We start from the raw sequence: 23,369 nt of genomic DNA, 5'->3' as shown, positions 1-23,369 counted from the left end.
ATAGGATAATTTCTACCGCCGCGCTTGGTGGCTTATGCTAATACCGGTTCCCGCAGAAGTCGCGGAGGCCAACGCTGAGGTTCGCCGAGCGCGGCCACCCCTTATCCCCGGCGGCCGAAAATGGCGCTGCCCACCCGCACCAGCGTGCTGCCCTCGGCCACGGCCAGCGCGTAGTCGCCGCTCATGCCCATCGAAATATCGCAGAATACCGGCGAATCGGCAAAATACGTGGCTTTCAGGTGGTCGAAGTAGCCGTGCAGCGTTTGAAACTCCTGCCGCAGCTGGTGCTCATCGGGGGTGAAGGTGGCCACGCCCATCACGCCGGTAAGGCGCACATTCCGGAATTGCTGATACTCTTCGGAGGCCAGCATTTCCTCGGCCTCGGCCAGCGAGAGGCCGGATTTGGTTTCTTCGGCGGCGATGTGAAACTGCAGCAGGCCATTGATAACCCGGTTGCTTTCGGCGGCACGCTTATCGATTTCGCGCAGCAGCTTCAGGCTGTCGATGCTTTGGATGGTGTGCACAAACGGGGCCAGCAGCTTCACCTTGTTGGTCTGGAGCTGGCCGATGAGGTGCCACTCCACATCGGCAGGTAGCTGGGGCTGCTTGGCGGCCATTTCCTGGGGCCGGTTTTCGCCAAAGCAGCGCGCCCCGGCAGCATAGGCCTCTTGCAGCAGCTCGACGGGGTGGGTTTTGGTGACGACGCAGAGGCGGGCGGCGGTGCCGGCCAGCTCGGCGTTGATGCGTTGGATGTTATCGGCGATGGACATATTTTTTCAGAATAAAATGACGTTGGACTGTCATGCAGAGCGCAGCGAAGCATTTTACCGCACAACTAATTGATTTTACTATTGAGGCAAAGATGCTTCGCTGCGCTCTGCATGATGTCCTTTTACCTCAACCAACAACCCCACTAATCCTCCAGCGGGTTGCTCAGAAACGTGCTTTTCAGCAGCAGCCACAGCAGCCACAGCGCAATGCTGAGCCACAGATACGGCCGGTAGAAATCCTTGGTATTGCGAAACCGCAGCTGCTTGATTTCGGATTTTTCGAGGCGGTTGATTTGGGCGAATACCTCGCGCAGCGCGCCCGTATCGGTGGCCCGGAAGAAGCGGCCATCGGCGGCGGCGGCCAGCTGGCGCATGGTGGTTTCGTCGAGCCGGGTGTTCACGTAGCGGGTGCGGCCCAGCGAGTCCTGGCCGTAGGGCACAAAACCGTCCTTGCCCAGCCCAATGGTGTAGATGCGGATGCCGAAGGCGTGGGCCAGCTGGGCGGCCAGCAGCGGGTCGAGGCTGCCGGCGTTGTTCTCACCATCCGATAGCAGAATGCACACCCGCGACCTGGCCGTGGACTCGCGCAGGCGGTTGGTGGCCACGCCCAGGGCCGTGCCAATGGCCGTGCCGTCTTCCTTAATCATGCCCACACGCAGGCTGGCGAGGTCCTCGCGCAGCAGGTCGTAGTCGGTGGTGAGGGGGGCCAGGGAGTAGGCTTCACCGGCAAAAGCCACCAGGGCCAGGCGGTCGCCGGCGCGGGAATTCACAAAATCGGTGGCAATGCGCTTGGCAGCTTCGAGGCGATTGGGGCGCAGGTCTTCAATTTCCATCGAGCCCGATACATCGAGGGCCAGCACTAGGTCGATGCCCCGGCCAGACTGCTCCACGCGCTCATCGGTGCGCTGGGGGCGGGCCAGCGCCACAATGGCGAAGCTCAGGGCGAGGGCCAGCACCACATCGGGCACGAAGCGCAGCACGGCCGCCCAGTCGCGCCGCACGGGGCCGGGCGCAAAGGCCACCACCACCTGCGCCCGCCGCCGCGCCAGCAGCCAGCGCAGCCCAAACAGCAGCGGCACGGCCGCAATGAGCAGCAGCACGCGCGGCTGCTGCCACTGGTAGCCGGCCAGCGTGGTATAGCGCAGAAGGTTGAAAAAGTCGTTCAATTAAAATGGTATACGAATGACAAAAGAACGTCATGCAGAGCGCAGCGAAGCATCTTGCCCGCAGCAAGTAATCAATGATGTCCTCCCAATTGGGTTAGTGGTGGCGGGCAAGATGCTTCGCTGCGCTCTGCATGACATTCTTTTTTACCTGTATGCGCTACTCCGTCACCGAGGCATACCGCCGCTCGGCAAACCCGCGCAGGCGCTGAAAGGCGCGGTCAACTTCGGCGGCTTCTTCGGTTTGCACGTTGCCGTAAATCACCTTGTCGGTAGCGTTCAGGGCTTTACGTACGTCCGAATCATTCTCGAAATACGCCACGATTTCGCGGGTGGTGAAGGAGTTCAAGCCACTGTTTTCCAGGCCGGCGAGGTAGTTTTTCCAGAGCACCACGGCCCGCTCCACGTTGGTAGCCGAGCGTGAGAGCTCGAACCGCTCGACGTGCCGCGCAAACTGCGCCAGGAAATAGCCGTGGTTTTTGCGCCGCTTGTAGGCCGAGTAGCGCCGCACCAGCCCCTGCCGAAACAGCGCCGCGCTCCCCGCCAGCAGCAGCAGTACCGCCAGCGCCCCGGCAATCCAGTAAGGATAGTTGAAAATGGGCTCAATGGGCACCAGGGCCAGGTTTTGGCGCAGGTCGGGCAGCTCGGTGGCATTGGGCCGCGGCGCGGCCGTGCGGCGCAGGCGCACCCGGCTGGGCGGCGGCAGAATACTCAGCGTATCGGCCCCTTGCAGCACGGCCACGGGCAGGGCCAGGGTTTGCACCGAATCGAGCCGGAACGTGCGCAGGTGGTACACGGCCCGGTCGAGGCTGACGCCCCCCCGGGTGCGGGTGGGATAAAAGGTTTTGCCCGCGTACTCAAACGGCGCAAACCGGGCCAGTGAGTCCGGAAAAACCACTTCCAAATCGGGCGCGTGCTCGTAGCGCAGCTCGTAGTCGAGCGGCTCGCCCACCAGGGTTGTTTGCTTCAGAAAGCGGCCCTGCGGGATGGGCGGCGGGGTAGTTTGAGCCTGGGCGGAGGTGCTGTTTAGCATACCGGAAAGCGCCAGCAATAAGCAAACCGTCATGCTGAGCGGAGCGCAGCGCAGCCGAAGCATCTCTACTTCGTTGCGCCGGGCCTGATTACTTACACGGCAGAGATGCTTCGACAAGCTCAGCATGACGTTCTTTCCCTCTCCCCAATACCTAATGCGCTTATCCACGGCGGCCTGATTGACGACGATGACGAAACAAATTCACCAGCTGAGGCACAAAATCGCCTTCCGTGCCCAGGGCCAGAAAGCCGGTGCGATGGCGGCGGCAGATGTTTATTAGCTCTGCTTCCTGGCGCTCGGCGGTGGCTTCCTGGCGGGCCCGGAAATCGAGACTGGAGGTATTCACCCAGCGCACCTGGCCGGTTTCGGCATCGCGCAGAGGCACAATGCCCAAGGCCGGAAACGTGCGCTCGCGCGGGGCCTGCAGCTGCACCACTATCAGGTCGTGGCGCTGGGCCAGCATGGTGAGCTCCCGCTCGTAGTTGCCATCAATGAAATCGGACACCAGCACCACCAAACTGCGGCGCTTGAGCAGCCCCAGCGCCTGCCGGATGCCCGCCCCCACCCCCGTGCGGGCCGAAACCGGCACCAGCGAGTATAGCTGGCGGATGAGCGCATATGCCGCCCGAGGCCCCTTGCCGGGCGGCAGATACAGCTCCTTCTGGTCGGAAAACGCGAACAAACCCAGCGCCGAGCCCTGCCGGGCGGCCGACAGCGCCAGCAGCCCCGCAATGTCGCGGGCCACGTCGAGCTTGCGGCGCTGGCCGTCGCCCACGTCCAGCGAGGCGCTCACGTCCAGCAGCACCAGCACCTGCTGCTCTTTCTCCTCCTTGTAGGTTTTCACGAAAGTGCCGTGGCCCTTGCTGCTCACGTTCCAGTCGATGGCGCGCACTTCATCGCCGTACTGGTAGAGGCGCACGTCGTCGAACTCCAGGCCCGTACCTTTAAATACGGAGTGAAAATCACCCTGTAGCTGGGCCTCCACCGCTTTGCGAATGCGGATTTCGAGGTGGCGCAGGCGGCGCACCAGGTCGGTGAGCGCCGAGGGCACAGAGGGGTTCATGGGGGAGTTGTGAGTTGTGAGGTGTGAGTTAAGGGTTGGATTGGAGTTGAGAAATCAAGTTCGCAACTCTTAACTTTTAACTCTCCAATGGCGAAGCTACGGCGCGGGGCTAACTTTGCGACGTGAAATCATTCCGCCGCTGCTGCCTGGGCCTGGTCCCTCTCCTACTGGCTTTGCCCGCCTGCCAGCGCCCCGAAGAGCCCCCCATGCCCGCCGATTTGATACCCCGCGAGCACATGGCCCAGATGCTGGCCGACCTGCATCAGCTCGAAGCGCAGGTGGAAAGCAGCCGCCTCTCGCCCGATTCGGGCCGGGCCCTGTACCTGGCGCAGCATAAAAGCCTGCTGTGGAAGCACGAAGTTACCGACTCGGCCTTCCAGCGCAGCTACCGCTACTACGGCATCCACGGCAAGGACCTGAACGAAATCTACGCCGGCGTTATCGACACGCTCAACCATCGGGAAACCAAGCTCAACCCTACCAGCAAGCCCGCCACCGACCAGTGGGGGCCACCCAAAACCAACTAAACCAGCTGGTGCCCATTGGGTACCGGGCCAGCCACGGCAGCTAGCACAATATGCCCGTCGGCATCGGCCAGGCCGGTTACCAGCACTTCGGAGCAAAACTTTCCAATCTGCTTGGGCGGAAAATTGACCACCGCCAGCACCTGCCGGCCCACCAATTCCTCCGGCGTGTAGTGGTGCGTAATCTGGGCGCTGGACTTTTTCAGGCCGATTTCCGGACCAAAATCAATCAGCAGCTGATACGCCGGCCGGCGCGCCTCCGGGAAAGCCCGCGCCTCCCGAATGGTACCCACGCGCAGGTCCACGCGCTCAAACTCGGCCCAGGTGAGGGTTGTGGGAGATAGAGATTCCATGGTTTGGGGAGAATTAGAAAACGGTCATGCTGAGCGCAGCCGAAGCATCTCTACCGCAATAGTAAATCCAATCGGCAGGATTAGTTGCGCGGTAGAGATACTTCGGCTGCGCTCAGCATGACCGTTTTCTGGCTTTTACCTATTCTACCGCGAAAGCCTTCAGCTGCTCCAGTTTCAGCTGGGTTTGCTTTTCCCAAAACGCCTGGCGTACGGCGTTCAGGCCATGGCCGGTTTCCTGGTCATAGCGGTTCTGTTCGTTGTCCCAGACGGCATACACAGCCTTGGTCACGTTGTTGAAAGCCGGCTGGAGCTTATTGCAGTCAGCCCTGGCAGCGAAGGCGACCAGCTTCTGGCGCATAATGCGGGCATACGCTTCGGTGATATCGAAGTGCAGCTGCTCGTGGCGCAGCAGGGCTTCGGAAGCCGTTTTGGGGTTCTGAAACCACGACGTATTGGGGTCGAATGCCGCCGTTACGGTGGAGCTGAACACGAAATCGCGGCAGGCGGCATTGGACTTGATATCGGCCGAGGTGAGGGCCGCCAGCCGGTCCGACGGCCCGGGATGGCCCTTAAAATCGGCCATCGTGAGCCGCCGCGTGGCCGACCACGGAATGGGCGGCGCGGGCGCGGGTTTGGTAGCCGGAGCAGCGGCTGGCTGGGGTTTCGGGCCCTGAAGCAGCACGGCGGCCGTTAAAATCGAAGTCAGAAAAGAGAGCATGGAGACAAAGGAATGAGATGCACGCGGCCGGCGCGGGTTGCCGGCCGCCATAGCGCGAACCGCAGCGCGAACGTTGTAGTTCGCGCTACTGCGCCGATACCGGCTCGGGCACGTAGCCCGGCGCGGTTTCGCGCCGGAAGCGCACAATCAGCACGCCCGCCACAATAGTAAGCCCCAACAGCAGCCCCGTCCACACGCCCGGCGCACCAAAATGCAGCCGAAAACCCAAGAAGTAGCCCAGCGGCAGCGCCACCGCCCAATATGCCAGCAAGGCCACCACCGAAGGCACCTTCACGTCTTCCAGCCCGCGCAGCGCGCCCAGGCCCATCACCTGCAAACCATCGGACACCTGAAACAGGGCCGCGATGAGCAGCAGCGTGCCAGCCTGCGCCACCACGGCCGCATCGTGGCTATAAAGCAGTGGGGCCTGGTGCCGCAGGGCAATAAAGAGCGTCGCCATCGTGGCCATAAACCCAAAGCCCAGCACGTAGGCCGCGAAACCGGCCTGTCGCGCCGCCGGCATGTTCCCTTCCCCCATCAGCTTGCCCACCCGGATGGTGGCCGCCGCCGCAATGCCGCTGGCCGCCATATACGTTATCGAAGCCAGGTTGATGGCCACCTGATGCGCGGCCAGCGGCACTGCGCCCAGCCAGCCAATCATGATGGCGGCCGAGGCAAATGCGCCTACTTCGAAAGCCATCTGCACACCGATGGGCGCGCCCAAATCGAACAGCCGGCGCAGCGTGGCCCAGTCGGGCAGCCAGCTGTGCACGGCGGCACGGTACTGATGCAGGCGCTGGGCCATAAGCACATACGCAGCCATGAGCGCGGCCATGAGTATGCGGGCAATAAGCGTGGCCCAGGCCGAGCCCATAAGCCCCATCTGGGGGGCACCCCAGTGGCCGAAAACCAGCGCGTAGCACAAAGCGGCGTTCACCACGTTGGCCAGTACCGAGAGCCACATGGCCTGCCGCGTGAGCCCCAGCCCCTCGGCGAACTCGCGGAAGCCCTGGAAAATCATCAACGGCAGAAACGACCAGCTGATAACCCGCACCCAGGGCGCGGCCATGGCCTCCACGGCTGGCGGCTGGCCGAGGTAGTGCATGAGCGGCGGCACCAACTGGCCTAGCCCGACCAGCGCCAGCCCCGCCAACACGCTCAGCCAGACGGACGACACCAGCAGGCGGGCCAGCACGGGCAGGTTGCGGCGGCCATCGGCAGCGGCTACCAGGGGCACGGCTCCCATGCTCAGGCCAATGCCCAGAATCATGATGACGTTGGTACTGTTCACGCCCAGGCTCACGGCGGCCAGCGGCACGGTTCCCGTGCGCCCCACCAGCACCGAATCGACGAAACTTACCATGATGTGCCCCAGCTGCGAAAGCACCACCGGATAAGCCAGCAGCAGCGTAGGCCGCAAATGAGGACGAATATTACTCAGCATAATTCCATAATAAAGCCCGGCAAAGGTCTTACCCTTCCCCAAACCCGGAGCCGTCGCTCCGGTCGGACCGCCTGGGGCGGTCCGACCGGTTATTGTATGGGCGAAATCGTGCTCACTTCAACCGGTCGGACCGGAGCAACGACCCGCCGTTCGATAGCTGTCAAATAGTTCTGGGTAAGGACAAGCAAAGGTACGGGCCGCCCGCGCACAGGGCGGGTCAAATCACCATCGCAGCCCGATACAAAGACGCCTACTCGCGGCTCGTTGATGAACGACACCGCCGGTACAGACCAAACAACAAGGAAACGAAAGGAGGTGCCGTTACGCCCGTACCGTGACCTCAATAATGGCCAGCGACCGCCGCAAATCCTCCTCTGCCACGGCGTAGGACAGGCGCAGGAAGCCTGGCGCGCCGCAGGTGGCCCCGTCCACCACTTCTACTCCGGCGGCGGCCAGCCGCCGCACCAGCTGCGCGGAAGCTTCCGGCAACGGCAAACCGGGCGCGAGAAAGCGGGTGAAATCGGCAAAAACGTAGTAAGTGCCTTCGGGGGCCACCACGGCAGACGCACCGGGCAGGGCCGCGAGGCCAGCGAGCAGCAGCTGCCGCGTGGGCTGCAGCTGCGCGCACAGCGCCGCACCAATGGCGTTGGCGTGCTGCGTGGCGGCCAGCGCGGCCTGCTGAGCAGTAACGGGCACCGCCACCCCGGTGCTAAACAGCCGCGCCGCCACGGCCCGCGCCAGCTCGGGCGGGGCCACCAGGCAGCCCACGCCCCAGCCCGCCAGCGCCAGAGATTTCGAAAAGCCGCTCACCACCACATGCCGCTCGTGCGGGCTGGGCTGGGCCAGCAGCGTGGGCACCGGCTCGGGCCCGAAACTGATGCCTTCGTAAATTTCATCGCTGAGCACCCATAGGTTCGGGAATTCGGCCGCGACTGCCAGCAAAGCCGCCCACTCGCTCTGCGAATACACGCGGCCGGTGGGGTTGCCCGGATTGCTGAGGATGAGCAGCCGCGTGGCCGGCGTGAGAGCCGCCCGCAGCATTTCGGGAGTGAAGGCGTAGTTGTCGGCGGCGCTGAGCGGCAGCGGACGCAACGTGCCGCTGGCCCGCCGCACCAAGTCGTAGAAACCGAACCAGTTGGGAGTGGGCAGCAGCACGTCGTCGTCGGGCCGCAGTATTTCGCTGAGCACGGCAAAAAGGCCCGTTTTGGCCCCGGCCGTTACCAGTACCTGCTCGGCCGTAACGCTGGTAGCGCCGCGCTGGCGGTAGCGCTGGGCCAGGGCTTCGCGCAGCTCAGGCAGGCCAGCGGCGGGGCTCACGGACAGAGGCTGGTCGTGCTCCCGGGCATGGCGCAGGGCTTCATCGGCGGCGGCCAGAGCTACTTTGGGTACTGCAAAATTTCCGTAGCCGGACGCGAGGCTGAGCATGGGATGAGTTGATAGTTAATAGTTAAGGGTTATTATTTAAGGTAGTTAACGAGCTTATTTTTCAAACCCTTGACTCCTAACTCTATTGTATAGCCAGTACTACATCGGCAAAATCGGTGGCCGGGTCGGTGAAATATTCCACCACCCGCAGGCCGGCTTCGGCAGCCAGGGCTTCAATCTGGGGCAGGGTGAATTTGTAGGAATTCTCGGTATGTATTACCTCCCAGGCCGCGAAATCGAAGGATTCTTCGAGGGTGGCTATGCGCACCTGCTGGGCGCGGGTGCTCACCAAAAAGGAGCGCACGGCCCCGTTCAAGGGGCTATAGTCGGTGTAGTGCTGCCAGTGGGCGAGGTCAAAGTCAGCCCCCAGCTCGCGGTTGAGGCGGGTGAGCAGGTTGAGGTTGAAAGCCGCCGTTACGCCCTGCGAGTCGTCGTAGGCCGCCCGGATGCGGCGCGGGTCCTTCTGCAAATCGAAGCCGATGAGCAGGCGGTCGGCCGGGGCCAGGGGCGCGGCCAGCTGGCGCAGGAAATCGAGCCGCTCGGCCGGGCCGAAGTTGCCAATGTTCGAACCCAGAAACAGCACCGCCTTGCTGCCCGGCCGGGTGGGTAGCTCGGTGAGCGCCGTGGCGTAATCAGCCACCACTGGAACCACCTGCAAGTCAGGCAATTCCTTCTTTAGCGCGGCTACCAGTCCCGTCATGGCTCCCGCCGAAATATCCACCGGGGCGTAGGTAAACGGGCTGTCGGCGGCCAGCAGCTCGCGCAGCAGCAGCTTGGTTTTGGCCCCGTCGCCGGCGCCCAGCTCCACCAGCGCAAACTCGCCGCCGTCCGCCGGGCTCAGGGCCACCGCGATGGCCGCACCGTGTTCCCGAAAGATGGCAAACTCGGCCCGCGTAGGGTAATACTCCGGCAAATCCATGATTTGCTGAAACAGACGACTGCCCGCGTCGTCGTAGAAATACATCGACGACAATGCTTTGGGCTCGCGGCGCAAGCCTTCGGCTATATGCTGCGCCAGCTCGGTCAATACATTTACCATTAATCAATTAGCATTTATCAACCGCCAAATTTACGCGCCGGCCCACTTGCGTGTGCGGCCAGGGCCAGAGAAGCAGCGGCGGTATGGGTTTAAAAAGAAGAAAGAGCTATTAAATGATAAATGTTAATTAGTGGCTGGCTCGACCGACCGCGCCAGGCGGATGCCCGTGAACTGCCAGCGCTTGTCGGCGTGAAAAAAATTGCGATAGCTCACCCGAATATGGTTTTCGGGCGTGGCGCAGGAGCCGCCGCGCAGCACCAGCTGGTTCACCATAAACTTGCCGTTGTATTCGCCCAGCGCCCCGGCGGCGCGGGCGTAGCCAGGGTAGGCATGGTAGGCCGAGTAGGTCCATTCCCAGCAGTCGCCCAGCAGCTGGTGGCATTGGGTGGGGTCGGCATCGGCGGGCAAAGGCTGCGGGTCGAAGAGGTTGCTTTCGAGCCAGGTGCCGGCGCTGGTGGTGGCCCCGAAATGGCGGGCGGCGGTTTCCCATTCGGCCTCGGTGGGCAGGCGTGCCCCGGCCCAGTTGGCGTAGGCATCGGCCTCGTAAAAGCTGATGTGGGTGACCGGGGCCTCGGGCAGCACCGCCTGCAGGCCGTGGTGCGTGAAGCGGTGCCAGCCATCGGCGTGCCGCACCCAGTAGAGCGGCGCTTCCCAGCCCTCGGCCTGCGCCAGGTCCCAGCCCTCGCCCATCCAGTAGCGGAAATCGCGGTAGCCGTCGGCTTCGATGAAGGCCAGGAAGTCGGCGTTGGTCACCAGGCGGTTTTGCAGCTCGAAGGGGGCCAGCAGCACATCGTGCGCCGCCAGCTCGTTATCGAAGCAAAAGCCGCTTTCCTGAAAGCCTACCCGGTGCACGCCGCCGGGCACGGGCAGCCAGGACGCTTCTTTTAACTCTGCACTCTTAACTCTTAATTCCCCTCCAAGGTAGGCCGGGGCCAATGGGCTGGTGCTGAGGATATATTTAATGTCGGTGGCCAGCAGCTCCTGGTGCTGCTGCTCGTGCTGGAGGCCCAGCTCCAGCAGCTCAAAAAATACCGGGGGCAGGTCGCGCCGCTCGGTCAGGAGCCGGGCCAGCGCGGCATCGACGTAGGCACGGTAAGCCAGCACATCGGCCAGGGCCGGGCGCGAGAGCGTGCCCCGGTCGGCCCGGTTCACCCTGGAGCCAAGCGAGTTGTAGTAGGAATTGAACAAGTATGCGTATTCCGCATGGAATAGCTCGTAGCCGGGCGCGTATTCCTTCAGCAGGAAGGTTTCCCAAAACCAGGTGGTGTGGGCCAGGTGCCATTTGGGCGGGCTCACATCGAGCATGGGCTGCACCACGGTGTCTTCGGGCAGCAGCGGCGCGCACAGGGCCTGGCTTTGGGCGCGCACGGCACGGTACCGGGCCAGCCAGGACGGAGCCACGCGGGAAGTAGGTGGTGAAACGAAGGCGTGAGTCATAACAAAAAGAGCCGTGTAAGTAGTCGGGCCTGCACCACTAACCGGATTAGCAGTACCGAGGTTGTACAGGGACTTACGAAATCCCGGGGTCGGTTAGCTCATTTTTGAAAGAACTAAACACGTAGCAAGAGCGAAAAATACGTAGAAGCTTATCGGTAAAAAGTGGTATTTACACCTATTTTCAGCAAGAAAACCAACCATTGCCTATAAGATTAGTAGGTAATATTGGCCATCCATGCTACCATTGCTACATACAAAATCATCTTTCCTTATTCACATGAAAACTACCGCTCTAACCGCCGAGGTAGCTGTTGCCCCAAACCCCAAGAGCAACACCCGCCCTGCTAATCGCGTGGGCACTAAAAGCCGCCGCGGCTTTGCTGCCATGAGCCCCGAAACCCAGCGCCGCATTGCCAGCGAAGGCGGCAAAGCGTCGCACGCCAGCGGCCGGGGCCACCGCTTTTCGGCCGATGAGGCCCGCGATGCCGGCCGCAAGGGTGGCCTTGTAAGCCGTCGGGGCAAAAGCGCGCAGGCTGACTAATCAGCACTGCCACAACCCACCGATGAAGCGTGGCGCGCATCTTTGCGCCATGCTTCATCTCCGCTTTTCGCAGCGCGCGCTGCGCTTTAGTTTTTCAGCCCGCACTTCGCGGGGTACCCTAGCCGAACACATGGCCTGGTACCTGCACCTCACCGATTATGCCCAGCCGGGCGTAGAAGGCCTTGGCGAAGCGGCTCCCCTAGCCGGGCTCAGCCCCGATTACGGCCCTGGCTTCGCCACCTCCATCACCGATTTATGCCACCGCTTCAATGCCGGGGCATTGGCTGCTTTCACGGCGGCCGATGCTCCGGCTTTTGTTGGTTCGGGGCTGCCGGCGCTCACATTCGCGCTCGAAACTGCCGCGCTCGACCTGGCTCGGGGCGGTCGGCACCAGCTCTATTCCAATGCTTTCAGCCGGGGCGAGGCGGCGCTGCCCATCAATGGCCTGGTATGGATGGGCGACGCGGCCTTCATGCGGGAGCAAATTCAACAGAAGCTGGCGGCGGGCTACTCCTGCCTGAAACTAAAAATCGGGGGCCTGGACTTTGCCACCGAGCTGGGCCTGCTGGCCGAAATAAGGGCTGTGGCGCCGCCCGAGCGCCTCACGCTGCGCGTGGATGCCAACGGGGCTTTCGCGCCGGCCGAGGCACTGGGCAAGCTGACCCAGCTGGCGGCCTTCCACCTGCATTCCATCGAGCAGCCCATTGCGGCGGGGCAACCGGCCGAGCTGGCCGCGCTGTGCCGCGTCTCCCCCATTGCCATTGCCCTCGATGAGGAGCTGATTGGCATGACCGACCCCGCGCAGCAAGCGGCGCTGCTCGATGCCGTTCGGCCCGCCTACATTGTGCTCAAGCCCACGCTGCTGGGCGGCCACGCCGCCACCCGCCACTGGATTGCACTGGCCGAGGCACGCGGCATCGGCTGGTGGATTACTTCGGCCCTGGAATCCAACGTGGGCCTGAACGCCGTGGCCCAGCTCACGGGCGAGTACGACGTGCGGGGTTTCGCTCAGGGCCTGGGCACTGGCCAGCTCTATCACAACAACTTAGCTGCGCCGCTGCACATCAGCAACGGGATGCTGCGCTACGCTCCCACTGAGGCCTGGGAAGCGCCCGAATAGACGCAAGCGAGGCGGCGACGCCCCGGCCCCGGTCTATTGAAGTTGCTGGTTTCTCGTTGCTGATTGCTGATTGCTGATTTGCAATTGAAGCTGTTTAGAAAATCGGGTTGCGCCGGTCCGACCGCCTAAGGGCGGTCGGACCGGCGCAACCCGATTTTAGGCTGACTTTCTATCAGCTTCATCGTTAACTAACCAGCAATGAGAAATAAAAACTTCTGCTTTAGAAGCACGGTTTCCGCATCAAAAATTGCCGACTGCTTTTAACCGGTTTGGGGCAGAAATCAATAACGGATGGTATATAGGTAGATTTTATGCCAGGTTGCTGGTTGGTTCTCGTCCTAAAAAACGGCTCAACAGCATTCAACCAGAAACCAGCGACGAGAAACCCGCAACAAAAACACCAGCCGCAGCAGGCACTGCATGACAGCTGTTGAAGGTGTTTAGAAAGTCCCCGAACGGTCATGCAGCGCGCAGCGAAGCATCTTGCTCGCATCGTCAGGCCCGTTCAACGATGCGAGCAGGATGCTGCGCTCTGCATGACCGTTTGAGGACCTTTTGTGACTTTCTAAACAACTCCAATAGCTTGTCTTTTCGCTTTATTTGCCCGTCTGCTTGAGTCATCCCGATTATGCGTAGCCCGCACTTGGTGTATTTGCTGGTTGCCTGGACCCTTTGCCGGGGGCTGAGTGCGCCCGTTTTCGCTCAGCCAGCGCTGCCGCCCGGCCCCTTCGCCTTCATCCGCCCCAACACCCACCAGACCACGCTCAACTTCGAGGTGCAGCGCAACTTACTGGTGGTAAAGCTGCGCCTGAACGGGGCTGGGCCCTTCAATTTTCTGCTCGATTCCGGCGTGGGCACGTCCATTATCACCTCGCCGCAGCTAGCCGACTCACTGCACCTGCGCCGGGGGCAATATTTCCGGGTAGTGGGCATGGGCGGCGCCGATACCGGCCTGCTCGCCTACCAAACCGACAGCGTGCGCGTGGAGGTGCCGGGCGCGGTGGCCCGGCACATGAGCTGGCTGGTGATGTCGGACGATGTACTCAACCTGTCGGGCTACGTGGGGTTGCCCATCAGCGGCATTCTGGGCTCTGAGCTGTTTCGCAGCTTCGTGGTCACCATTCATTCGGACCTGTCTTTCCTGGAGCTTACCGACCCGGCCACCTACCGCACGCCGCGCGGCAAGCGCTGGTCGAGCCTGCCGCTCTCGCTGGAAAATAACAAGGCCTACGTCACCGTGCCCGTGCAGCTCAACGACTCGCTCACGATGCCGCTCAAGCTGGTGCTCGATACCGGGGCCAGCCACGCCCTGTCGCTGGAGCTGGACTCGGACCCGCGCATGGCGGCCCCCGCCCGCCGCCTGCCGGCCGAGCTGGGCCGGGGGCTGTCGGGCACCGTGCGGGGCTTTCTGGGGCGGGTGCCCATCCTGCACCTGGGCCGCTACACCATGCGCTCAGTGCTCACCTCCTTCCCCGATGCCAGCGATGTGCACCGACGCATCGACGTGCCCCGCAATGGCAACGTGGGCTACGAGCTACTGAAACGGTTTTCCCTCGTCATCGACTATCCGCACCGCCGGCTGCTGCTTCGCCCCAACACCAAATTTCGGGAGCCGTTCGAGCACGATATGTCCGGCATCGACCTGCTGGCTACCGGCGAGAGCTACCACCGGTTTCTGATACTGCGGGTAGTACCCGACTCACCGGCCGCCATTGCCGGCGTCGAGGCCGATGAAGAATTGCTCAGTATCAACTTCCTACCAGTGAATACTTTTTCACTGACGCAGCTCGACCGCATGCTGCATTCCGAAGACGGCCGCGTGCTCCTGCTCGTGCTGCGCCGGCCCGACGGCAACCTCCACACTACCACCCTGCGCCTCAAGCGCCAAATCTGACGCCCCGGCTTGCGGGCCGGCGGGCTACCTTCGTGCCTCCATTCTCCCCTTATTTCTCATTATGACAGCTCGACTTTTAATTCAGCTGGCCGCCCTGTTCGGCGGTCTGGGCGTGGCCATCGGGGCCTTCGGAGCGCACGCCCTGCACGATATGCTGGTGAAGGCCGGCCGCGCCGATACCTTCGAAACCGCCGTGCGCTACCAGTTCTACCACGCCCTGGCGGCCCTGGCCATTGGGGTGCTCTGGGCCACCCGCCCCGAGCTGCGCAGCCTGGGCACCACGGGCGCGCTCTGGCTGGGCGGCATCGTGGTATTCAGCGGCTCGCTCTATGCCCTGTGCTTCACGGGCGTAACCAAGCTGGGCGCGGTGGCCCCCATTGGCGGGCTGCTGTTCCTGGCCGGCTGGGTGAGCCTGGCTCTGGCCGTGCGCGAGCTGTAGGTTTGAAGCCGGGCGGTGCGACGACCGAAAAATCGTCGTACCACTCCGCTTTAAATAATTTGTCAGGAAGCAGAAAAGGCCGTCTGCTTGCGCAGACGGCCTTTTCTAGTATAGGTTTTCAGTCGTTACCGAAAGCTTACTTCACTTTGGTTTTCAGCTTGGTGTCGCCCGACTTTTCCTTCACCTTCTTGCCGTTGTCTTTCATGGTGGCCATCGGCGTGGTGTCGGTCATGGTCATGCCCGGTGCGGCGTTGGCGGCGGCCGTAGAGACCTCCTTTACCTCCCCAACCAGCGAAACGGTGGTGCTGCCAGCGGCGGCGTTCGACTCAATGGTCAGCACTTTGTTCTGCATGCCCATTTTGCCGGTCGAGTTGAAGTGAGCGGCGATGGTGCCGGTTTTGCCGGGCGCAACCGGGGCTTTGGTCCACTCCGGGGTGGTACAGCCGCAACTCACGCCAATGTTGGAGATGACGAGGGGTGCCGTGCCAGTATTCTTGAACTTGAACGTATGGTCCACGGTACCGCCCTGCACCACGGAACCGAAGTCGTATTTCACTTCTTCGAACGTGATGGCGGGGCCAGCCGTGGTGGCGGCCTTAGCGGCCGGGGCCTGGGCCTGGGCGGTGTAAGCGGCAGCGGTCAGGCTCAGGGCGAGAAGCAGGGTTTTTTTCATGGAAATCTGAGAGTTAAACGGATTAAACAAATTTAGGGAGTCGGGGCCAATGAGGCCGCATATCAGGCAGGCGGAGCCTAACAAATTTTCGGCCAAACTAGCCTCCATCACCTGAAGCCCTGGTGAACGCCCTTTTAACCAATTGGCTACCCTTTAAATTCTTTGGAATAAGGAAATTGCCGCGAAGCCTTGCGCATAATAGTGGTAATGATAGAGTTGGTATCCGACCCAAACCCACGCGAAAGGCTTTTGTCGTATTTCCACAACAGCTCGCCGCTCTTGCCGTCGTTGATGCTGATGGCCAGCTTGCCCGTGTTGGTAGGCCCCGAAAAGCCGCCCACCATCAGCATGGCCACCGCAGCCCCGCCCGACATGGGCTGGCTGCTTTCGAAGGTGCCCGAAATCACGCCATCTACGCCCAGCATTTGAGCAACCTCTTCCATCGTCATGGTGGCCAGCTTATCGGAAGTTACACCATTTTTAGCCAGCAATGCGTTAGTTCTGGCCACGTCCTGCACATCAACATCCATGTCTTTGTCAGCTTTCTGCTTGAGAAAATACGATTGCAGGGCGCTTTGTACCCCCCGGCCCTCGCGCTCTTCCAACGCCCGCACCCCTTCGGCACCGCCATTTTTCTTCACCTCGGCCGGCCGCAGCTGTAGCGTAGTGCTGAAAGGCAATACCGCCAAGGTTTTGTGTTCTTTGGCCAACTCCCGAAATTTAGGATTGGTATAAATTTCGCGCGTTTGGGCCGGAGCCAGCAGGGTAGCAAACAGCACCAATAGTACTGCTAAGGAAAAGTGTTTCATGGGAAACGAATGAATGGGATTTGTAGAAAAATGTGAAAAAAGAAACACCGCAAGGTAGCTTTTTCGGTTGCAAATACCCATTCTCCAACGAGAATATTCCAAATCGCCCCTACTCCTCCTCCACCGGGTCGCTGATTAGCTTCTGCTGAAAATTGAGCAGAAACAGCCGCTCCGATGCCCGCGTGATGGCCGTGTAGAGCCAGCGCGCAAATTCGCCCGCCAGCGGCTCATCGGGCTTCAAAAAGCCGTGGTCCACAAACACGGCCTGCCACTGCCCGCCCTGCGCCTTATGGCACGTCAGGGCGTAGGCAAATTTGATTTGCAGGGCGTTGAGGTAGGGGTCCTTGCGCATTTCCTTGTAGCGCTCGGCCTTGGTTTTGAGGTGGGCATAATCCTCGCTCACGGCCAGGTACAGGGCATTGTTGCGATCGGAGGGCAGGGCCGGGCTCTCGGTATGCAGCGTGTCGAGCAGCAGCTTGACTTCAATTTCGGGCTCGTCGGGATAATCCACGAGCCGCACCAGGGCCTGGGCAAAATGGAAGCCGTACACCTCTTCCCGCCGAATTACCTTCCTGATTTCGAGGAAATCACCGTTGGCCAGAAAGCCGATTTCTGACTCCTTGGGCAGCCAGTAGTAGTTATTGCGCACCACCATGAGGTAGTCGCCGCCCTCAATCTCCTCCTCGGCATCAAACAACGCCCTGCGAATAAGCTGGTTGTACTGGTTGGCATTGCGGTTGGAACGGCAGATGATGGTGGTGTTTTCGTGGCCGTACTGGCGGTAGGCCCAGCGCAGGCCGTCCTCCAGCTTGTCGCCGCCCATCTTGAAAATATCGCGGAATCCCTTGGTATGCAGCTGGATATTAGGCGCTTGCTCACGCAGCTCCTCGCGCAGCTCGGTGGCATTTACCAGAATACCCGATTCCTGGGCCTGGCGCATCACCTGGCGTAGCTCCACGGTGCCCACGTCGGCGCGGAAGCGGTGGGCCAGCAGCTCCGGGTCGAGGGCCGGGCTCAGGAGCTGGCCCACCGGCGGCAGCTGCGCCGTATCGCCGATAACGAGGAGCTTATTACTGGTTTTCTCGAATACGAAGCCCATCAAATCATCCAGCAAGCCATTCTCGCCGAAGGCTTTCTCGTCCGAAATCATCGAGGCTTCGTCCACGATGTACAGCGTCTGCTCGGCGCGGTTGGGCTGGCGCTGGAAGTTGAGCCGCTCGGAGGGCGAGCCGCTGGTTTGGCGGTAAATCTTTTTATGGATGGTGCTGGCGGCCACGCCCGCGTAGCCGGCCATCACCTTCGCCGCCCGGCCCGTAGGAGCCATCAGGGTGTATTTGCGCTGCATTTTGTGCAGCCACTGCACCAGGGCGCTCACCACGGTGGTTTTGCCGGTGCCCGCGTAGCCGCGCAGCACAAACACCTTACGGCCCGGCAGCTGGTCGCGCAAAAACGCATCGAGCTGGGCGAAGAGTAGAGCTTGGTCGTCGGTGGGCTCGTAAGGGAAATAGTCGCGAACGGACGGGGTGCGGAGGGAGAGCAATGACACAGTTTTTCAGCAATTAATTATCGATTGCCAGCATGTGCTGGGGCAAATTCTTTTTGGTGTTTTAAGCCTTCTCTTGCCAAAAAGTGCTTTGCTGCCATAATTCAAGCCCTTGTGCTAGGATGTGGCGCAAGGTATTCAGGTCTGCCGGTTACCATTGTACCGGACCATTTACGCGCCAAGGCAATTCCATATCTGAATTGAGGTATGGCCCACTTTGGGCGTAAAGCAAGTCAAAAACCCGGTTTCGCGCCGAGTTGTGCTCATTGCCCACGAATAGCTTCTGAACGCCGGCACTCAAATCATCGAACAAATTCCAGACACTCAAATATTCCCCCACTGGCTGCTCAGCACCACTTACCAACCATGCGACTATTGCATCAAGATTAGTTAGCTAAGCTTCCTGCTTCTGCAACTGTTTATTTAAACCGAGTGCAAAGGAATTTAGCTGCTGATACGTCTCGAAAATGGGCACTTTTTTTTGGGCATCGGTCCAGAGTGATTCCCTTCCCGGTTCCGGGAGGTCCATCCATAGTAGAAACCCCTCCCGATGTTGCCAGCGGACATGATAGGCGAAATACTTCTTACCCGCATTTTCCATTTTCTGAGCAAATTACTGCGGCTCAATCACCGCCATCGTGGCGCTGGCTTTGGCAATCATCAACTCATCGCACCACACTTCGGCCTCGCAGAAGTGCAGGCGGCGACCGGGTTTCAGCACCCAGCCAATAGCGCGGAGTCGCTGCCCCACGCCGGGGTGCAGGTAGGAGATTTTCAAATCGGAGGTGACCACCCCCACGCCCTCGGGCACCAGCGTTACGGCGGCGAAGCCGGCTACCAAATCGGCCAGCGTGGCAATGAGACCACCGTGCGTGAAGCCGTGCTGCTGCAAATGCTGGCTGGCGATGGTAAGCTCGGCTTCGACGCGGCCGGGGGTGATAACCGTCAGGTCGGCCCCAATGAGGTGCATGAAGCCCTGCCCCAGCAGCTTGCGCCGGATACGGGTTTCGAGGTCGGTAGAAGTAGCAGGAGCGGGAAGGTTAGTTTCGGAATTCATGGGCCAAAGGTACTGGCTTGCGCAGGCCCCCCGCACCTCGGGGCGCAACAATTGGCCGGCGCCAAGGCCTCCAGCCCAGCGCAGCAGCCGGCCCAGGCCGGCGCATAAGCTACTCGATAACAACTCCTTACCTCGCCTCAGATTTTATTAGTAAAACAATGTCGTTTTAGGGCCGTTTGCCGTACAACGCTGCTGCCTGACCACCTGCGGCCCTTCCACTCTTTCCACCAAGCTATGCTCGATTCGCCAAATATTTCCCCCGACAATTTACTTCAGGCATATTCCGGCAAAGTGCGGGTACGGGTGGGCGGGCTGTTGCTGCGCGGCGGGGGGATGCTGCTGGCGGCCCACCGGGGCCTGCTGCCGAAGGATGCGCCGTTCTGGTCGCCGCCGGGCGGGGGCTGGCAGTTTGGCGAGAGCCTGAAAGAAGCGCTAGTGCGGGAGTTCCGGGAAGAAACCGGCCTGACGGTGCGCGTGGGGCGCTTTTTGCACCTGCACGAATTCAGCACCGACAAGCTGCAGGCCCTGGAGCTGTTCTTTGAAGTGGTGGCCGATGCCGACGCCCAACCCACGCTGGGCCACGACCCCGAGCACGCCGCCGACCGCCAGCTCCTTACCGAGCTGCAATGGTTTACGCCCCGGCAGCTGCTGCAGGTGCCCCCGGCCCAGGTGCACCCGCTGCTACGCATGGTGCTCAGCCCCGACGACCTGTTTGTACCCCAGATACGCTTCGTCTGAGCCGTACCCGGCCACCAGCGCAGGATTTGAGGCGGCAATCTGCCGGCCCGGCTCGCGGTATTTTTAGCGGCTTCCCCAGGCGCGGCCTTATCTTTAGCCCCGGCCGTTGGCCTGTTTAGCTTCGATTCGTGCCTGCTCCTACTTCTGCTTATTCCGCGTCGGCGGCTGTATTGCCTCCCCTGTTGCGTCTGCGCGACGAAACCTTCGACCCCACCAACCTGGGGGCTTACAACCTGTACCTGCTGGCCAGCCCGGCCCGCCTGCACCTGGCCGTGGCCGATGTGGAACGGCGCAAATTCGTAGTACTGGAAGATTATCAGCTGCCCGGCGGCGGCGTGCCCGCCCTGGCCGCCCAGCACGATTTCCTGGGCCTGCGGGGCTGGAACGCCGTGCGGCTGGCCGTCACGGGCCGGGCATTTACGCTGCTACCGTCTCCCCTATTCCGGGCCGGCGACGAGGCCGCCGCCCTGCGCCTGCACCACACCCCCACGCCCACCGAAGTAGTGCGCCACACCACTCATCCTGGCCTGGAGCTGGTGAACGTGTTTGCCGCCGACGCGGCCCTGGCCGAGTGGCTCACGGCCACGTACGGGGCCACCGGCCGGCTGCTGCACCACACCAGCGCGCTGCTGGCCGGCCTGGTGCACCAGCGCGGCGCGGCATCTCCCCGCCGCCTGTATCTCAACCCCGGCCCGCAGGAGCTCACGCTGGTCGTGCTGGGCCAGCACCTGGAGTACTGCAACGTGTTCCCGTGCACCACCGCCGAGGACGTGGTGTACTACACCATCCTCGTGATGCAGGAGCTGGCCCTCGACCCCGACCAGGACGACGTGACCGTATGGGGTGAGCTCATGCCCGATTCAGCCGTGTTCAGCCTGCTGCGCACCTATGTGCGCAACGTGCATTTCGGCCCCCGCCCCGGCAACGTGGAGTACAGCTACCGTCTCAATGATGTGTTCGAATACCGCTATTTCGACCTATTCAGCCTGCACTTCGCATAGTGGAGTTATGAGTTAAGAGGCAGGAGTTATGAGTTGTCATCGCGTCGATTCAGAACTGATAATTCCTGCCTCTTAACTCATAACTCCTAACTCCTAACTCCCCATAAATGCCCCGCACCGCCCTTTTTCCTGGTTCCTTCGACCCGTTCACCAACGGCCACCTCGACATTGTGCAACGCGGGATGGCGCTGTTCGACCACATCATTATTGCCATCGGTACCAACAGCAGTAAGCAGCGCTACCTGCCCGTTGAGCAGATGCAGGGGTTGATTGCCGGGCTTTTTGAGGACGAGCCCCGGGTATCGGTGCGCACTTTTAAAGGCCTCACGGCCGAGTTTGCCCGGGAAACTGGGGCGGCTTTCCTGCTGCGTGGCCTGCGCAACAGTCCCGATTTCGAGTATGAAAAGCCCATCGCCTACGGCAACCAGCACATCAATGCCAGGCTGGAAACGGTATTCCTCCTGACCTCGCCCACGCTTGGAGCCATCAGCAGCACCATTATTCGCGACATTCACCGTTTTGGGGGCAATGTGGATGCTTTCCTGCCTTTTCCGATGCCGCCCCTGGCGCACTAGAGCGGCAGCTACTGGCTGAGGGCCAGCGCCAGCACCCGCAGGCCCATAAACCGCGTGGGGTGCTGGTGCTGAAAAAATGGCAGCACCAAGTATTCGGCTGAGCTGAGCTGCAGGCCGCTACGGGCCATCAGTTCGTTCTCGTTGCTGCCCATCAGCATCAGCTCGTTCACCTGGCGCGTGTGGGCATCATAGGCAACCACAATGGCCAGGCCCCGGTGCTGAAACAGCAGGGTCGAGTCGGGCTGCTCATTGGTATGGATTGAAGGTGCCCGCGTAGGGTCCAGCAAGGCATCCGGCACCGGCAGGCCCCGCCCCAGCTGCCGGCTTATCCCATCAATAGTAAGCGGCAGCAGGCCAGGCACATCCACTTGCGGCAGTTGCAGGGCCGCCGTGGCAACGGCGGTTACGGCACGGTCATGGTTGGACTCATGAGCGCCCGAGCAGGCCCCCATCCCAACCATCAGCACACCACCCAAAAGTATCTGAGACCACTGCATCGCCCGGCAAGGTACGGTTATTTACCCGTTGCCGGCTCTTTGGTGGGCTTGCCGGCCATGTTGCTGAGGTAGTGGCGCACCACCAGCGCAATGGAGGCGTACGAATCTTCCAGCTTGGTCAGGGCTTCCTGCGGCGACATCCAACGCACTTCCTCGATGTACTCCTCGGTCTGGGGCTTCATCAGGCTGTCATCGAGGCACTTCATGAGGAACCAGCTGGTTTTCTTCAGCATCTTGTTGCCTTTGTAGGCGTAGCTGTGCCAGGTACTGGGCAATTCCTCACCGAGCTCCAGCTTAATGTTCGTTTCCTCTTCCACTTCGCGCAGGGCGCCAGCGGCCTGGTCCTCATCGCTCTTGAGCTTGCCCTTGGGCAGGTCCCATTTGCCGAGACGATAAATCATCAGCACCTGGTCGCCTTTCACCACCAGCCCGCCGCCAGCCTTGGCAATTTTGAACTGGTCTTTGAAGTGCAGGGTGATGAATTTCTTCTTTTTGACCAGCATGGTCAGCGATTTCAGCTTTTTCAGCTTCTTCACTTCCATCAGGCGCAGCAGGCGGTCGACAAACAGCGGACCGGCGTCGCGCACCAGCACATCGCCCACCAGGTCCTTGGACGTAAAGTCGTCGTCGGGGCTGAGAATGAGGTCAAACTTGTGCTTGTACACTTTTTCGCTGAGTTTCTTGATAACCAGCGGAATATCGTTGATGAAAATGTTCATCGGAGGAAGCGGATTGAGAAAAGACGTCGGGCCAAAGCAAGCCGCCGAAGTCAGGAATAAGAATTAGGAGTCTGGTCGATGGCAGCAGCTGCAAGATACGGGGCCGGACTGATTCGCCGGGTGCCCCCATATTTGCGGCATGACACGTATTGGCCTGCTTTCCGACACCCACGGCTACCTCGACGAGCGAATTGCGCATCATCTGCGCGACTGCGACGAAATATGGCACGCCGGCGATTTCGGCGATTCCCGCGTGGTGGACGAATTGGAGGCCTTAGCGCCGCGCTTCCGGGGCGTGTACGGCAATATCGACGGCACGGACGTGCGAAGGTCCCAACCCCTGGTTCAAGACTTTGAGCTTGAGGGGCTGCGGGTTTTAATTACCCACATTGGCGGCTACCCCGGGCACTACGCCCCTGCTGCCCGGCCCCTGCTCGACAGCACGCGGCCGGGGCTGTTCATCACCGGGCACTCGCACATTCTGCGGGTAATGCCCGACCCCCGGCGGCACCTGCTGCACCTGAACCCCGGCGCGGCCGGCCGGCACGGCTTCCACCAGGTTCGCACGCTGCTGCGCTTTGGCATTGAGGCGGGCAAGGTGGTGGATTTGCAGGCCGTGGAGCTGGGCAAGCGCGGCAGCTCCGGTTCCCACTGTGAAGAGAACGCAGCGTAGCATGGCAACGTGAGAGCCGACACCCGTGGCAAAGCCAACAAGCCCCGCGACCTGTAAAACAGGAAACGGGGCTTGTCGATTTTTTGGGCTGCCCGGGGCAACCGGCCGAATTGCTTCGGCC

25 protein-coding genes are annotated in these 23,369 nt (G+C 61.4%); 9 read left to right on the top strand and 16 right to left on the bottom strand.

The features are described 5' to 3' along the window. Positions 1-101 precede the first annotated feature (101 nt). The 4 genes from KQ661_RS10670 to KQ661_RS10655 form a co-directional block, all read right to left on the bottom strand. A complete protein-coding gene (locus KQ661_RS10670; RefSeq protein WP_216680603.1) occupies positions 102-770 on the bottom strand; it encodes a YggS family pyridoxal phosphate-dependent enzyme in 669 nt (222 codons plus the stop codon). A gap of 143 nt (positions 771-913) precedes the next feature. Beyond that, the gene (locus tag KQ661_RS10665) at positions 914-1,936 is read right to left on the bottom strand and encodes a vWA domain-containing protein (RefSeq protein WP_216680602.1); all 1,023 of its coding nucleotides are present in this window, start codon (positions 1,934-1,936) and stop codon (positions 914-916) included. 157 nt (positions 1,937-2,093) lie between these two features. Further along, positions 2,094-2,966, bottom strand: a complete 873-nt coding sequence (locus KQ661_RS10660; protein ID WP_216680601.1) for a hypothetical protein — start codon at positions 2,964-2,966, stop codon at positions 2,094-2,096. Between the two features lie 160 nt (positions 2,967-3,126). Next, on the bottom strand, positions 3,127-4,029 hold the full coding sequence (locus tag KQ661_RS10655; protein ID WP_216686393.1) for a DUF58 domain-containing protein: 903 nt from the start codon (positions 4,027-4,029) through the stop codon (positions 3,127-3,129). Positions 4,030-4,151: 122 nt separating this feature from the next. Here KQ661_RS10655 and KQ661_RS10650 point away from each other — a divergent pair, with 122 nt between their 5' ends. Next, the gene (locus tag KQ661_RS10650; protein WP_216686392.1) at positions 4,152-4,556 is read left to right on the top strand and encodes a DUF4296 domain-containing protein; all 405 of its coding nucleotides are present in this window, start codon (positions 4,152-4,154) and stop codon (positions 4,554-4,556) included. Here the strand turns inward: KQ661_RS10650 and KQ661_RS10645 are convergent. The 6 genes from KQ661_RS10645 to egtB form a co-directional block, all read right to left on the bottom strand. Beyond that, a complete protein-coding gene (locus tag KQ661_RS10645) occupies positions 4,553-4,906 on the bottom strand; it encodes a tRNA-binding protein (protein WP_216680598.1) in 354 nt (117 codons plus the stop codon). The two genes, KQ661_RS10650 and KQ661_RS10645, sit on opposite strands and share 4 nt — an antisense overlap. 139 nt (positions 4,907-5,045) lie before the next feature. Next, a complete protein-coding gene (locus KQ661_RS10640; RefSeq protein WP_216680597.1) occupies positions 5,046-5,624 on the bottom strand; it encodes a DUF922 domain-containing protein in 579 nt (192 codons plus the stop codon). 85 nt (positions 5,625-5,709) lie between these two features. Next, positions 5,710-7,068, bottom strand: coding sequence for an MATE family efflux transporter (locus KQ661_RS10635; RefSeq protein WP_216686391.1), 1,359 nt, complete (start codon positions 7,066-7,068; stop codon positions 5,710-5,712). 321 nt (positions 7,069-7,389) lie between these two features. Continuing rightward, entirely contained in the window at positions 7,390-8,493 is a 1,104-nt protein-coding gene (locus tag KQ661_RS10630) for a pyridoxal phosphate-dependent aminotransferase (protein ID WP_216686390.1), read from the bottom strand. 82 nt (positions 8,494-8,575) lie between these two features. After that, positions 8,576-9,532: an L-histidine N(alpha)-methyltransferase gene (egtD, locus tag KQ661_RS10625; protein WP_216686389.1), complete on the bottom strand. Its 957-nt coding sequence runs from the start codon at positions 9,530-9,532 to the stop codon at positions 8,576-8,578. Positions 9,533-9,655: 123 nt separating this feature from the next. After that, complete coding sequence (gene egtB / locus KQ661_RS10620; RefSeq protein WP_216686388.1) at positions 9,656-10,969, bottom strand: ergothioneine biosynthesis protein EgtB; 1,314 nt, start codon at positions 10,967-10,969, stop codon at positions 9,656-9,658. 277 nt (positions 10,970-11,246) lie between these two features. On the opposite strand from egtB, the gene KQ661_RS10615 reads away from it, so the two are divergent. The 4 genes from KQ661_RS10615 to KQ661_RS10600 all read left to right on the top strand — a co-directional run bounded on the left by KQ661_RS10615 (position 11,247) and on the right by KQ661_RS10600 (position 14,963). Then, entirely contained in the window at positions 11,247-11,510 is a 264-nt protein-coding gene (locus KQ661_RS10615) for a KGG domain-containing protein (RefSeq protein WP_216680592.1), read from the top strand. A 49-nt stretch (positions 11,511-11,559) separates the two neighbouring features. Then, complete coding sequence (locus KQ661_RS10610) at positions 11,560-12,630, top strand: o-succinylbenzoate synthase (RefSeq protein WP_216680591.1); 1,071 nt, start codon at positions 11,560-11,562, stop codon at positions 12,628-12,630. A 628-nt stretch (positions 12,631-13,258) separates the two neighbouring features. Continuing rightward, complete coding sequence (locus KQ661_RS10605) at positions 13,259-14,524, top strand: aspartyl protease family protein (protein WP_216680590.1); 1,266 nt, start codon at positions 13,259-13,261, stop codon at positions 14,522-14,524. Between the two features lie 61 nt (positions 14,525-14,585). Beyond that, positions 14,586-14,963, top strand: coding sequence for a DUF423 domain-containing protein (locus KQ661_RS10600; RefSeq protein ID WP_168673412.1), 378 nt, complete (start codon positions 14,586-14,588; stop codon positions 14,961-14,963). 136 nt (positions 14,964-15,099) lie between these two features. Here KQ661_RS10600 and KQ661_RS10595 read toward each other — a convergent pair whose 3' ends face one another. From KQ661_RS10595 to KQ661_RS10580, 4 genes are all read right to left on the bottom strand, one after another. Further along, positions 15,100-15,636 (bottom strand): DUF1573 domain-containing protein, encoded by a 537-nt coding sequence (locus tag KQ661_RS10595; RefSeq protein WP_216680589.1) that lies wholly within the window; start codon positions 15,634-15,636, stop codon positions 15,100-15,102. Positions 15,637-15,782: 146 nt separating this feature from the next. Then, the gene (locus tag KQ661_RS10590; RefSeq protein WP_216686387.1) at positions 15,783-16,445 is read right to left on the bottom strand and encodes a DUF4136 domain-containing protein; all 663 of its coding nucleotides are present in this window, start codon (positions 16,443-16,445) and stop codon (positions 15,783-15,785) included. 109 nt (positions 16,446-16,554) lie between these two features. Then, positions 16,555-17,985, bottom strand: coding sequence for an ATP-dependent DNA helicase (locus KQ661_RS10585; RefSeq protein WP_216690658.1), 1,431 nt, complete (start codon positions 17,983-17,985; stop codon positions 16,555-16,557). A 616-nt stretch (positions 17,986-18,601) separates the two neighbouring features. After that, on the bottom strand, positions 18,602-19,045 hold the full coding sequence (locus KQ661_RS10580) for a PaaI family thioesterase (protein ID WP_216680587.1): 444 nt from the start codon (positions 19,043-19,045) through the stop codon (positions 18,602-18,604). Positions 19,046-19,279: 234 nt separating this feature from the next. On the opposite strand from KQ661_RS10580, the gene KQ661_RS10575 reads away from it, so the two are divergent. From KQ661_RS10575 to coaD, 3 genes are all read left to right on the top strand, one after another. Beyond that, positions 19,280-19,783, top strand: coding sequence for an NUDIX domain-containing protein (locus KQ661_RS10575; RefSeq protein WP_216680586.1), 504 nt, complete (start codon positions 19,280-19,282; stop codon positions 19,781-19,783). A gap of 128 nt (positions 19,784-19,911) precedes the next feature. Next, positions 19,912-20,784, top strand: a complete 873-nt coding sequence (locus tag KQ661_RS10570; protein ID WP_216680585.1) for a DUF3822 family protein — start codon at positions 19,912-19,914, stop codon at positions 20,782-20,784. 107 nt (positions 20,785-20,891) lie between these two features. Beyond that, positions 20,892-21,359, top strand: a complete 468-nt coding sequence (coaD, locus tag KQ661_RS10565; RefSeq protein WP_216686386.1) for a pantetheine-phosphate adenylyltransferase — start codon at positions 20,892-20,894, stop codon at positions 21,357-21,359. A gap of 8 nt (positions 21,360-21,367) precedes the next feature. On the opposite strand, the gene KQ661_RS10560 is transcribed toward coaD, so the two are convergent. Both KQ661_RS10560 and KQ661_RS10555 read right to left on the bottom strand, forming a co-directional pair. Then, positions 21,368-21,856 (bottom strand): hypothetical protein, encoded by a 489-nt coding sequence (locus KQ661_RS10560; RefSeq protein ID WP_216680583.1) that lies wholly within the window; start codon positions 21,854-21,856, stop codon positions 21,368-21,370. Positions 21,857-21,873: 17 nt separating this feature from the next. Continuing rightward, a complete protein-coding gene (locus tag KQ661_RS10555; RefSeq protein WP_216680582.1) occupies positions 21,874-22,575 on the bottom strand; it encodes an NUDIX hydrolase in 702 nt (233 codons plus the stop codon). Positions 22,576-22,714: 139 nt separating this feature from the next. On the opposite strand from KQ661_RS10555, the gene KQ661_RS10550 reads away from it, so the two are divergent. Then, complete coding sequence (locus KQ661_RS10550; RefSeq protein WP_216686385.1) at positions 22,715-23,248, top strand: metallophosphoesterase family protein; 534 nt, start codon at positions 22,715-22,717, stop codon at positions 23,246-23,248. Positions 23,249-23,369 lie beyond the last annotated feature (121 nt).

Origin of the sequence: Hymenobacter siberiensis, assembly GCF_018967845.1 — a bacterium.
Lineage (GTDB): Bacteria > Bacteroidota > Bacteroidia > Cytophagales > Hymenobacteraceae > Hymenobacter > Hymenobacter siberiensis.
Note: the sequence above shows the minus strand (reverse complement) of the source record. Positions and strands in the feature narration are given on the sequence as shown.

Excerpts from the sequence above, each read along its gene's own strand:
- KQ661_RS10670 (WP_216680603.1), bottom strand. The coding sequence starts at position 770 with ATGTCCATCGCCGATAACATCCAACGCATCAACGCCGAGCTGGCCGGC.
- KQ661_RS10660 (WP_216680601.1), bottom strand. The coding sequence starts at position 2,966 with ATGCTAAACAGCACCTCCGCCCAGGCTCAAACTACCCCGCCGCCCATC.
- KQ661_RS10655 (WP_216686393.1), bottom strand. The coding sequence starts at position 4,029 with ATGAACCCCTCTGTGCCCTCGGCGCTCACCGACCTGGTGCGCCGCCTG.
- KQ661_RS10645 (WP_216680598.1), bottom strand. The coding sequence starts at position 4,906 with ATGGAATCTCTATCTCCCACAACCCTCACCTGGGCCGAGTTTGAGCGC.
- KQ661_RS10640 (WP_216680597.1), bottom strand. The coding sequence starts at position 5,624 with ATGCTCTCTTTTCTGACTTCGATTTTAACGGCCGCCGTGCTGCTTCAG.
- KQ661_RS10635 (WP_216686391.1), bottom strand. The coding sequence starts at position 7,068 with ATGCTGAGTAATATTCGTCCTCATTTGCGGCCTACGCTGCTGCTGGCT.
- KQ661_RS10630 (WP_216686390.1), bottom strand. The coding sequence starts at position 8,493 with ATGCTCAGCCTCGCGTCCGGCTACGGAAATTTTGCAGTACCCAAAGTA.
- egtD (WP_216686389.1), bottom strand. The coding sequence starts at position 9,532 with ATGGTAAATGTATTGACCGAGCTGGCGCAGCATATAGCCGAAGGCTTG.
- egtB (WP_216686388.1), bottom strand. The coding sequence starts at position 10,969 with ATGACTCACGCCTTCGTTTCACCACCTACTTCCCGCGTGGCTCCGTCC.
- KQ661_RS10615 (WP_216680592.1), top strand. The coding sequence starts at position 11,247 with ATGAAAACTACCGCTCTAACCGCCGAGGTAGCTGTTGCCCCAAACCCC.
- KQ661_RS10610 (WP_216680591.1), top strand. The coding sequence starts at position 11,560 with ATGCTTCATCTCCGCTTTTCGCAGCGCGCGCTGCGCTTTAGTTTTTCA.
- KQ661_RS10605 (WP_216680590.1), top strand. The coding sequence starts at position 13,259 with ATGCGTAGCCCGCACTTGGTGTATTTGCTGGTTGCCTGGACCCTTTGC.
- KQ661_RS10600 (WP_168673412.1), top strand. The coding sequence starts at position 14,586 with ATGACAGCTCGACTTTTAATTCAGCTGGCCGCCCTGTTCGGCGGTCTG.
- KQ661_RS10595 (WP_216680589.1), bottom strand. The coding sequence starts at position 15,636 with ATGAAAAAAACCCTGCTTCTCGCCCTGAGCCTGACCGCTGCCGCTTAC.
- KQ661_RS10590 (WP_216686387.1), bottom strand. The coding sequence starts at position 16,445 with ATGAAACACTTTTCCTTAGCAGTACTATTGGTGCTGTTTGCTACCCTG.
- KQ661_RS10580 (WP_216680587.1), bottom strand. The coding sequence starts at position 19,045 with ATGAATTCCGAAACTAACCTTCCCGCTCCTGCTACTTCTACCGACCTC.
- KQ661_RS10575 (WP_216680586.1), top strand. The coding sequence starts at position 19,280 with ATGCTCGATTCGCCAAATATTTCCCCCGACAATTTACTTCAGGCATAT.
- coaD (WP_216686386.1), top strand. The coding sequence starts at position 20,892 with ATGCCCCGCACCGCCCTTTTTCCTGGTTCCTTCGACCCGTTCACCAAC.
- KQ661_RS10560 (WP_216680583.1), bottom strand. The coding sequence starts at position 21,856 with ATGCAGTGGTCTCAGATACTTTTGGGTGGTGTGCTGATGGTTGGGATG.
- KQ661_RS10555 (WP_216680582.1), bottom strand. The coding sequence starts at position 22,575 with ATGAACATTTTCATCAACGATATTCCGCTGGTTATCAAGAAACTCAGC.
- KQ661_RS10550 (WP_216686385.1), top strand. The coding sequence starts at position 22,715 with ATGACACGTATTGGCCTGCTTTCCGACACCCACGGCTACCTCGACGAG.